Origin of the sequence: Kitasatospora sp. NPDC059408 (assembly GCF_042751525.1) — a bacterium.
Taxonomy (GTDB): Bacteria; Actinomycetota; Actinomycetes; order Streptomycetales; family Streptomycetaceae; genus Kitasatospora.
This window is the reverse complement of sequence record NZ_JBHYWI010000057.1, coordinates 38764-49156: the sequence shown is the minus strand read 5'-3', so window position 1 is coordinate 49156 and position 10393 is coordinate 38764. Positions and strand designations below refer to the sequence as shown.

The window sequence follows — 10393 nt, the reverse complement described above, 5'->3', positions numbered from 1 at the left end:
TCCCGGTTGGCGGGTCCCGCCCGCCACCCCCCCCCGCCTTACCCCTTTCTTTCCCCCCACCACACGGGGGGCGGCGGCCACTCCCCACCCCGGGGCGGGGGGGCCGTGGGGATCTTGCGGCTACCCCCACGGCCCTGTTTCATTTCTGACGATCCGTCAATGAAGGCTGCTGTCCATGGTGTTCAGCAGCGTGCCGGAGGCGTCGTCGTTCTCCAAGGAGAAGGCGAACATGCCGCCCAGCCCCTTGCCCTTGGCGTAGGCGCCGCGGGCCTGGATGGCCTGCGGGGTGTCGCCGGTCCAGAAGTCGGTGCCGTCGTAGACCCAGCTGCTCTCGGTGACCGGGTCCCAGTGGGTGTTCGCGGCCGTCGGGTCGAGCTCCTTCCAGGCGGCCAGGCCGGCCTCCTGGCTGAGCGGCTTGGCCGCGGTCGGGCCGGTCGCGCTCTGGTACAGGCCGTGGTTCGAGCCGGCCGGGACGCCCGTCCAGCCGCGCCAGTAGAACGGGATGCCGAGGACGAGCTTGTTCGCCGGGAAGCCGCCGGGGATGCCGTATTCCGGAAGGCCCGTGGTGTACGCGGCGAGCATGGTGTCCACGTTGTACTTGCGGGTGCCGGGGGTGATCGGCGTGGTCGGGTCGGCCGGGCTGTCGTGCAGCGGGTCCTGGTGGTTGGTCGGGCCCTTGGCGTCCCAGGCGCCGTGCATGTCGTAGGACATGACGTCGGCGTAGTCCAGGTAGGCGCCGATCTTGTCGGTCTCCAGCTGGGCGATCTTGTCCTGGCCGCTGGGCAGGGCGGCGGTCAGCAGGAAGCGCTTGCCCTGGGCGGCGCCGAGGGCGTCCAGCTGGGTGCGGAACTCCTTGAGCAGCAGGGTGAAGTCCTGCTTGTCGGCGGGGGAGTAGTGGTTGCCGGTGTGGCCGCCGGCCGAGGCCGGGTACTCCCAGTCGAGGTCGACGCCGTCGAAGATGCCGGCCGCCGAGGCGGGGCCGCCGGAGGCGTCGCCGGCGACGCCGGTCGGCAGGTCGCCCTTGAGGAACATGTCGACGCACGAGGAGACGAACGCCTTGCGGGAGGCGTCGGTCGCGGCGGCGTCGGAGAAGTACTTGGAGTACGTCCAGCCGCCGATGGAGATGGTGAAGCGCAGGTTCGGATACTTGGCCTTGAGCTGGCGCAGCTGGTTGAAGTTGCCCTTGAGGGGCTGGTCCCAGCCGTCGTCGGTGCCGTCGACGCTGTTCGCGGCGGTGTAGCCGTCCTGGTAGTCGGCGTAGGCGTCGCCGGCGCCGTCACCGGCGTTCGGGTTGCTCTCGTTGGCGGAGTCGGAGGCCTTCACCGCCTGGAAGCAGGTGAACTTCGTCGGGTCGATGTTGGCGAACGCGTAGTGGACGACGTCGAGCTTGCCGGCTGCGCCGCTGGTGTCGACGTTCTTCGGGTAGTACGCGTTCTCGTAGATGCCCCACTGGTCGAAGTAGGCCGAGCGGACGGGCTGTTGGGCGGGCGCGTCGGCGGTCGTGGTGGACACCGGCGCGGACTGGGCGGAGGCGTGGCCGCCGGAGTACGCCTGCACGCTGAAGGTGTAGCCGGTGCGGGGGAGCAGCGAGCTGACCGCGACCGAGGTGCCCATCGAGGTGGCGACCAGCTGTCCGTTGGACCACACCTTGTAGGCGACCGGGCCGTCGCCGGAGGGCAGTGTGGAGGGCTGCCAGGTCAGCACGACGGCGTTGGCGGTGACCTTGGTGACGGAGACGCCGGTGGGGGTCGTGACCTTGCCGTCCCCGGCGGGGCCGCTCGCCGTCGCGGTGGCGGTCGGGGTGGGGCTGCCGGTGCCGGTGGCGGTGGCAGTCGGGCTGCCGGTCGCGGTCGGGCTGGTCGAGGCGGTGGGGCTCGTGGACGCCGTCGGGCTCGTGGACGCGGTCGGGCTGGTCGAGGCGGTGGGGCTGCCGGTCGCCGTGGGGCTCGTCGACGAGGTCGGCCCGGACGGGCCGGTCAGGGTGAGGTCGTCGGCGTAGTAGGTGCCGGTGCCGTACCAGCCGTGGGTGAACACGGTGACCGAGCTGGTCGTCGCCCCGGTGGTGAAGCTCGTGCTCAGCCGGCTCCACCCGGTCGCCCCGGGCGTCCAGGTCGAGGAGTTGACGCCGTCTCCGGTGGCGCCGAGGTAGACGTAGCTGCCCTGCACCCAGCCGGACAGCGTGTAGGCGGTGTTCGGCTGGACGGCGACGGTCTGCCGGCACTCCGCGGTGTCCGAGGCCGACGCCGCCCCGCTGAGCGCGTGGGTCCCGCCGTGCGCCGGGGTGGTGACGACCGAGCCGTTCGAGCAGGTCCAGCCGGCCAGGGTGCCGGTCTCGAAGTCGCCGTTGGTCAGCAGGTCGACGGTCGCGGCGGACGCGGGGCCGAGGGTGAGCGCGAGGGCGGCCGTGCCGGTGGTGAGGGTGGCCGCGAGGGCCAGGGCGGTGGCCCGCCTGCGCGGTGCGGCCCGGTGCGCGTCGGCGCGCGCGGGCATGACGCGGTCGTGCATGCGGTGTGTCCTCCGGATGTGTGGGGGTTCCGGCGGTGCGGTGGCCCGGGTGGGCCGTGGGGAGCCGTGCCGGGCGCTGTGGGGGCGCGCGGGCGGGTGGCGCGTGAACTCGGTACCACAGATTGGACTGGACCAATAATCCGCGTCAAGGGTTCGCCGGTCCCGGCCGCGCCCTCGCCGGTCCCGGCCGGAGCCCGATCCGTCGTGTCCAGCGGCCGGACCCTTCCCGGGTGAGGCTTGCGCGGACCGGTAAGTTGACCGGTACCTCGCAGGCCCGCCGAACGGAGGACTCGCCATGGACAGCCAGGACTGGGACGACCGCTACGCCGCGGAGGAACTGGTGTGGGGCGCCGATCCCAACCTGTGGGTCGTCCGCGAACTGACCGGCCGCGCGCCCGGCCACGCCCTGGACGTCGCCGCCGGCGAGGGCCGCAACGCGATCTGGCTGGCCGGCCAGGGCTGGGACGTCACCGGCCTGGACTTCTCCGCCGTCGCCATCGAGCGCGCCGAACGGCTCACCGCCGAACTGCCCGACGAGGTCGCCGACCGGCTCACCTGGCGCCACGACGACGCCCGCACCTTCGACCCGTCGGCCGCCGGCTACGACCTCGTCCTGGTCGCCTACCTCCAGGTGCCCGCCCGCGACCGGCGCGCCGCCCTGCGCCGCGCGGCCGGCGCGCTCGCCCCCGGCGGCACCCTGCTGGTGATCGGGCACGACCTGCGCAACCTCGCCGAGGGCGTCGGCGGCCCGCAGGACCCGCGCGTCCTGTACGGCCCGGAGGACGTCCTCGCGGACGTCGCCGACCACGGCCTGACCGTCGTCCGGGCGGAGAGCGTCCTGCGTCCGGTCGGCGGCGATCCCGGGCACAAGGGTCAGGACGACGGCCAGAACGGCGGCGGCACCGCCGTCGACCTGCTGGTCCGCCTGGAGCGGGGTGCCGCGTGACCTCTCCGCTCTCCCGCCGCACCCTGCTCACCGGCCTGACCGCGGTCGTGCCCGTGCTGCTCACCGGCTGCTCGTCGAACTCCAAGTCCGACTCCAAGAAGGCGGCCAAGGCCGCGAACGCGACCGCCGCCCGCGCGAGCGATCCCGGCGGCGACGCCTTCGTGATGATCATCCGGCACGGCGAGAAGCCGGACGGCAGCACGCCGGGCCTGGACGAGAACGGCAAGCACGACAGCAAGTCGCTGACCGAGCGCGGCTGGTCCCGGGCGAAGGCGCTGCCCAAGCTGTTCGACCCGCCGGCCACCGGGCTCCGCAAGCCCGCCCGGATCTACGCCGCCTCCGACCAGGGCCCGCTCGCCGGCGCGCACCGGATGCGGCAGACCGTCACCCCGCTGGGCGCCGCGCTCGGCCTGAAGGTCGACATCACCTACGCCGAGTCGCAGGAGACCGAGCTCGCCGGGGCGGTGCTGACGGGCGCCCAGCCGGTGCTCATCAGCTGGGAGCACGGGCGCATCCCGCGGATCGTGGAGGCCCTCGGCGCGACGGGCAGCGGCGCGCCGGCGGTCTGGCCGGACCGCTTCGACCTCGTGTGGGTGTTCTCCCGGACGGCCGGCGGCCCGTGGACGTTCCAGGAGGTGCACCAGCACCTGCTGGACGGCGACTCCTGAGGCCCCGCAGAGGCCGGGGCACCGTCTCTTCATCTCGCGTACACGCGCCTGAGGATCCGTCAACTAGCGTGTCGCGCATGAGGATTCGTGTGCTGATCGCCGCCTCGGCGACCGCCGTGGTGCTGGTCGCCGGATGCGGCGGCTCCGGTTCGGAGGACGAACCGGAGCCCGGCCGGTCCACGGCCGCCGCCGCGCCGCCCACCGCGGGGTCGCCCACCGGAGGGCCACCCGGAGGGCCGGGCGAGCGCCGGGCCGACGGCGCCGAACTGCTCTACCGGGCGGGCGGGACGAAGAGCGCGCAGAACCCCGCGTTCGCCCCGGACGGCGCCTCCGTGCTGGTCACCGAGTTCGCCGAGGGCTACAACAAGGGCGCAGCCGCCCTCGGCGTGCTCCCCGTGGAGGGCGACCGCACGCTGCGCAAGGTGCTGGAGGACCCGGACAAGGCCGCCGTCAACCTCCCGGGCACCAGCTGGAACGCCGCCGCCGACGCCTTCGCCTTCGCCACCGACCGGGACGGCGGCCACGACGAGGTCTGGACGATGAAGCCGGGCGGCACCCCCGAGCGGGTCACCCGGCACGACGACGACAGCGGCTTCAACGAGCCGAGCTTCTCCCCGGACGGCGAGTGGATCGTCTTCCAGCAGAGCTGGGAGCCCGAGCACGCGTCAGTCCACGGCGACGGCGCCGAGCAGGACTCGATCTGGAAGGTCCGCCGGAGCGGCGGCGCGCCCGTGCGCCTCGTCGACGGCAAGGGCACGAAGACCGACAACCGGCAGCCGAACTGGTCCCCCAAGGGTGATCGGATCGTCTTCCAGCGCCGCGACGCCGGCAGCGAGAGCTGGGCCCTGTGGACGGTCGGGGCGGACGGCACCGGGCTGCGCCGGGTCACCGACTCGCCCGGGGAGCACACCGATGCGACGTGGTCGCCGGACGGCCGGCACCTGGTCTTCTCGTCCAACGCCGGCACCCTGGCGAACGCGCAGGTCTTCGTGGTGGCGGCGGACGGCGGCGAGCCCGTCCGGGTGACCAGGAACGACGGCTCCTACGACGGAGCGCCGAGCTGGTCCCCGGACGGGAAGTGGATCGCCTTCGAGTCGTCGCCGGGCGGCGAGTCCAACCCGGCGGCGCTGTGGCGGATCCCGGCGCCGAGCCTGTGAACCCGGCCGGCGCTACCGCGTCGAGATCGTGACCAGCGAGTACTGCACGACCGTCAGCGGCACGCTGACCGTCGAGCCGGCGACGGTGTACGGCACCGGCCCGGGCGCCGGGTCGGTGCCGTCCGGGGAGGCGACGGTCACCGAGGCGACGGCGGCGCCCGCGGGCAGGGCGCAGGAGAGCGTGCAATCGGCGGGCGTGGTGCGGAAGTCGGCCTGGGTGTCGCCGAAGTTGGTGAAGTTCACGAGGTGGACGACGACGTCGCCGCCGAGCCGGCGGGCCTCCAGGAAGATGCGGCGGTCCCCGGCCAGGGTGACGGCCGGCGGCGCGGACTGCCGTACCGGCGCCAGCAGCCGGTCGGCCGAGGCCTGGTCGTTCCCCGTGAGGTAGCTCAGCCCCGGCAGGGCCTTGACGTACCACGCGGTGCCGGCGCCGTACGCGTTCCGGTTGGTGTCCGGCAGTTCGCCCGCCCGGCTCAGCCCGAGGACGTCGGCGAGCGCGAACTCGGCGCGCCGGGCGCCGAGCCCGTCGAGGCCGGTGGGCTCGGGGCCGGTGATCAGGACGGTGCCGCCGGCTCGGACGTAGTCCCGCAGGACCGCCGCCTCCGCGTCCGAGACGGCCTGGAGGTTGGGCAGCAGCACGACCTTGAACCGGGCGAGGTCGGCGGCCGTCAGCCCCGGGCTCGTCACGGTGTCGAACGGGACGTGCGCGTACACCAGGGCCTTGACGGTGCCGCGGAACTCGCCCAGCCACGGCATCGTCGCGCAGCTCATCGTCGGGTCGCCGCCGCCCCACCAGTCGGTGACCCCGGCCGGGGGATCGACGGTGACGTACATCCCGTTGCCCGCGGTGGGGCCGACGTAGTCCCGCGAGGCGCTGGAGTGGTAGACGCCCACCTGGGCGAGGGAGGCGGCGTCGAAGATGCGCGCCTCGTTGGCCCGGACGAAGGCGTAGACGCGGGTGCGCATCGCCGCGTCCACGCCCTCGTTCTTGTAGGGCGTCCTGACCTCGTAGGGGTTGCAGCCGGTGGCGATCACCTGGGCGAGCACGAGCGAGGCGTCGTCCGGCTGCCAGCCGGAGGAGAAGGCCCACGCGGGCCGGTTGCCGCTGGCGGCGCGGGCGTACTTGTACATCGAGATCAGGCAGGTCCAGTCGGTGGCGGTGGCGTGGCGCATGCCGTCGTAGTTGCCGAGGACGTCCACCTCCCACACCTGGCTGATGCCGGCGTCGGCCTGGCGGAGGTAGGCGCCGTCCAGGCCGATCGTGGTCGCGTAGCGGTAGTCCATCGAGACGGTCTCGGAGAAGACGACCAGGTCGGGGTTGACGGAGCGCGCGGCGGCGGCGATGTCCAGCTGGAACCGGGCGAGGTTGCCGTGGCGCCACTCGACGTACGCGCGGAAGACCGGGTCGTTGTAGTCGGCGGCCCTCGGCAGGGCGAGTCCGGTGTCGGCCTTGAACGCCGCGGCGCCCCACGTGGAGGCGTCGCACCAGGACAGCACGCCGTCGAAGTAGATCGGCACGTCCGGCCAGATCGCGTCGATGCCGGTCGCGGCGAGGAGCTTGATCCGCTTGAGGTAGTAGTCCCGCCAAGGGGAATCGGGGCTGAGCCAGACGCTCTCGTCGTCCTTGTCGACCCACACCACCACGTTGCCGTAGAAGACGTTCGGCTTGCCGTCGAGGTCGCGCTGGACCCACGCTCCGCCCTCGGCGTTCTTGTAGAAGGACCGGCCCTTGAGGCCGCCGGGGGAGATGACCTCCAGCGAGGGGTAGTACATGACCACTCTCAGGCCGGCGGCGTGCGCGAGGCGGGTGAAGGTCGTCACGTCGGCCATGTGCGCCGCGAACTCGGCGTCGGTGTGCCAGTCGGACAGGATGGTGTCGAGCTCGATCACGCTGACGTTCTGGGCCTTCAGCGCGTCGACGGCCGGCTGCATGTCGGCGGCCTCGTTGAACGTGCCGTCGGCCAGGCGGGCGTGGCGCGCCCACTCGGGCCAGGGCTGCGCCGCGGCGGCCGCACCGGTCGGCACCGGTACGGCGGTGGGCCCGGGCGCGGCGGCCCGAGCCCGGCCGGGCAGCAGCCGGACGGTGGCCAGGGCGCCGCCGGCGCCGAGGCCCGCGCGCAGCAGGCGTCGGCGGCCGATGCGCGGGGCGGCGGTGGGTGTTCCTTCGTGCTCGGACATGGTGGTCCCCCAGCAAGGGTCGGCATGGCACGGAAGAAGGCGGGCCGGGAGGCGCCGCCTGCCCCCGTTCGCTCACGGCCCTCCGCACCCTCCGTAGGCGACCCTAGGGGCCCGTGTCCGGCCCGTCCCGCCCCGGCCCACCGGCTACGCCAGACGTCCGAGCGCGCGCCGCCCGGGGCGGGCGACCCCGATCGCACGCAATCGGCACGTTCTCTCCTCTCCGGGAGGCTTGACACCCGGCGTCGCCGCTGGCTGTCGCTCGTCAACTCATTTGCCTGAAGCAGGTGTTGGTGCAGTCCGGTGTCGTCAGCCGGTGTCCAGGTCGCGCCGCCGGAACCCGGCCAGCCCGAGTGCGATCAGTGCCGCCGCGACGAGGGTGAGCACGGCGAGCGGCGTCCAGTCCATGGCCGCCGCGGGCAGCCGCGGCACGTGGCCGAACGGGGAGAGCCGGTCGAGGCCCTCGGGGAACCGCAGCAGCGGCCCGAGGTAGCCGATCACGAAGCCGTACGCGGGCAGCAGCCAGGCCAGCGCGGTGGCCCTGGGCAGCCACCCGTACACGACCGCGGCGAAGCCCACCGTCACCCACTGGGCGGGCGCGAACGCCAGGGCCGCGCCGGCCAGCCGGAGGAACTCGCCGCCGTCGCCGGTGGAGGCGGCCCCCGCGATCCCGAACCCGGCGCCCGCCGCGAGCAGCACGGCCGTCGAGCCGATCAGCGCCGCCGCGATGTGCCCGCCCAGCCAGCCGGCCCGGGAGACGGCGGTCGCGAGCACCGGTTCGACCCGCCCGGCCGTCTCCTCGGCCCGCGGGCGCAGCATCGCGAGGACGGCGTACACGGCGCCGACGACGGCCACCACGAGCATCGTCAGCGCGGCGAAGGAGTCGGCGAGGCTGTGGCCGCCGAGCCGGGCGAGGGCCTCGCGGATCCGGTCGACGTCCTTGAGCATCGAGTCGGCGTTCCCGAGCAGCGAGCCGTACATGGCCCCGAGGAGCAGGAGGGCCGTCGCGAAGCCGCCGATCAGGCCGCGGTGCAGGCGCAGCGCGAGGCCGAGGGGGGTGCCGAGGGCGGCGCTGCCGGTGGGCGGTCCGGGGCGGGTGGCGCGCAGGCCCGCGCCGACGTCCCGGCGGGTGCTCAGCCCGAACCCGGCCGCGGCGACGGCGGCGGTGAGGGCGAGCGCGGGCAGCAGCGGCCACCAGCGGTCGTCGACGAACGGGTAGGTGCGCTGGAGCCAGCCGATGGGGGAGGCCCAGGCGAGGGCGCTGTCGGCGGCGTCGCCGGCCGCGCGCACCGCGTAGGCGGCGCCGAGCACGGCGAGGGCGAGGCCGGAGGCCGTCCGGGTGTGTGCGGTGGCCTGGGCGGTGACGGCGGTGGCCGCGGCGAAGAGCAGTCCGGCGGTGGCGAGCGCCGCGCCGTACAGCAGGGCGCCGCCGGTGGTGAGGCCGGGGACGCCGAGTCCGGGCAGCCCGGCGGCGAGCAGGAGGCCGAGGGCGAGGTCGGCGACGGAGGCGGTGGCGAGCGCGGCGGCCAGGTGGGCGTGCCGGCCGACGGCGGCGGAGCGGACGAGTTCGGCGCGGCCGGTCTCCTCCTCGGCCCGGGTGTGCCGGGTGACGGTCAGGATGCTCATGAGCGCGACGAGGACGACGGTCAGTCCGAGCATCCGGTGGCCGAGCATGGCGCCCCACGTGTAGTCGGCGAGGTAGTGCCGGGGGCCGGTCATGGCGAGGACGGCGGGGTTCGCGGAGGCGTGGCCGATCGAGGCGCGGTCGGCGGCGGTCGGGTAGACGGCGTGCAGGCTGTTGGCGGTGCCGAGGGTGAGCAGGCCGAGGCCGAGCACCCAGGCGGGCAGCCGGACGCGGTCGCGGCGCAGGTCGAAGCGGAGCAGGGCGCCGGTGCCGGCGAACGGGCCGCGGGCGGCGGGGCGGTGCCCGGCGGCGGTGGTGCGGCGGGTGCCGGGGGTCGCGGCGGTGGTGGTCATCGTGCGGCTCCGGCGTCCGCGCCGGGCGCGCCGGGGTGCTCGCCGGCGAGTTCGTCGCCGTAGTGGCGCAGCATGAGCTCCTCCAGCGTGGGCGGGTGGCTGACCAGGCTGCGCAGTCCGGCCTCGCTCAGTCGGCGGACGGCGGCGTCGAGTTCGGCGCCGTCCACGGCGAAGCGCACCCGGGCGCCGTCGGTGCGCACGCCGTGCACGCCGGGCAGTGCGTCGAGGCCGGTGACGGGCCGGACGGTCTCGGCCTCGACGGTGGTGCGGGTGAGGTGGCGCAGTTCGCCGAGGGTGCCGCTCTGGACCACCCGGCCGCGCCGGATGATGCTGACGCGGTCGCCCAGCTTCTCGACCTCGTCGAGGACGTGGCTGGAGAGCAGGACCGTCCGGCCCTGGTCCTTGGCCTCGCGGACGACGTCCTGGAAGACGACCTCCATGAGCGGGTCGAGCCCGGAGGTGGGTTCGTCGAGGAGCAGGAGCTCGGCGTCGGAGGCGAGGGCGGCGACGATGGCGACCTTCTGCCGGTTGCCCTTGGAGTAGCTGCGGCCCTTCTTGGTGGGGTCGAGGTCGAAGCGCTCGACGAGCTCGTCGCGCCGGCGGCGGTCGGGGCGGCCGCGCAGCCGGGAGAGGAGGTCGATGGCCTCGCCGCCGGTGAGGCCCGGCCACAGTTCGACGTCGCCCGGCACGTAGGCGAGCCGGCGGTGCAGTTCGACGGCGTCGTGCCAGGGGTCCTTGCCGAGCAGCCGGACGGTGCCGCCGTCCGCGCGCAGCAGGCCGAGCAGGATCCGGATGGTGGTGGACTTCCCGGCGCCGTTGGGGCCGAGGAAGCCGTGCACCTCGCCGGTCTCGACGTCGAGGTCGAGACCGTCCAGCGCGGTGGTCCGGCCGAAGTCCTTGCGGAGGCCGGAGAGGGCGATTGCCTTCGTCATGTTGTCGAAAATACCGTAGTTTCAGAAAAACGT

At 74.2% G+C, this 10393-nt stretch carries 7 protein-coding genes; 3 read left to right on the top strand and 4 right to left on the bottom strand.

Annotation, left to right across the window (positions count from 1 at the left end; all coding sequences use genetic code 11):
• Positions 1-156: 156 nt before the first annotated feature.
• Positions 157-2505, bottom strand: a complete 2349-nt coding sequence (locus ACFXDE_RS30755) for a glycosyl hydrolase family 18 protein (protein ID WP_380497936.1) — start codon at positions 2503-2505, stop codon at positions 157-159.
• A 295-nt stretch (positions 2506-2800) separates the two neighbouring features.
• Between ACFXDE_RS30755 and ACFXDE_RS30750 the strand changes: the two genes are divergently transcribed.
• The 3 genes from ACFXDE_RS30750 (at position 2801) to ACFXDE_RS30740 (ending at position 5276) form a co-directional block, all read left to right on the top strand.
• The gene (locus ACFXDE_RS30750) at positions 2801-3451 is read left to right on the top strand and encodes a class I SAM-dependent methyltransferase (RefSeq protein WP_380497935.1); all 651 of its coding nucleotides are present in this window, start codon (positions 2801-2803) and stop codon (positions 3449-3451) included.
• Positions 3448-4119 carry a histidine phosphatase family protein gene (locus ACFXDE_RS30745; RefSeq protein ID WP_380497934.1) on the top strand — a complete coding sequence of 224 codons (672 nt, stop codon included), beginning with the start codon at positions 3448-3450 and terminating at the stop codon, positions 4117-4119. Before ACFXDE_RS30750 ends, ACFXDE_RS30745 begins: the two co-directional genes overlap by 4 nt.
• Before the next feature lie 77 nt (positions 4120-4196).
• Positions 4197-5276 (top strand): TolB family protein, encoded by a 1080-nt coding sequence (locus tag ACFXDE_RS30740; RefSeq protein ID WP_380497933.1) that lies wholly within the window; start codon positions 4197-4199, stop codon positions 5274-5276.
• Positions 5277-5288: 12 nt separating this feature from the next.
• Here the strand turns inward: ACFXDE_RS30740 and ACFXDE_RS30735 are convergent, their stop codons facing one another.
• The 3 genes from ACFXDE_RS30735 to ACFXDE_RS30725 all read right to left on the bottom strand — a co-directional run bounded on the left by ACFXDE_RS30735 (position 5289) and on the right by ACFXDE_RS30725 (position 10360).
• Positions 5289-7454: a hypothetical protein gene (locus ACFXDE_RS30735; protein WP_380497932.1), complete on the bottom strand. Its 2166-nt coding sequence runs from the start codon at positions 7452-7454 to the stop codon at positions 5289-5291.
• A 306-nt stretch (positions 7455-7760) separates the two neighbouring features.
• Positions 7761-9428, bottom strand: coding sequence for an ABC transporter permease (locus ACFXDE_RS30730; RefSeq protein WP_380497931.1), 1668 nt, complete (start codon positions 9426-9428; stop codon positions 7761-7763).
• On the bottom strand, positions 9425-10360 hold the full coding sequence (locus tag ACFXDE_RS30725) for an ABC transporter ATP-binding protein (protein ID WP_380497930.1): 936 nt from the start codon (positions 10358-10360) through the stop codon (positions 9425-9427). Before ACFXDE_RS30725 ends, ACFXDE_RS30730 begins: the two co-directional genes overlap by 4 nt.
• Between the last annotated feature and the right edge of the window lie 33 nt (positions 10361-10393).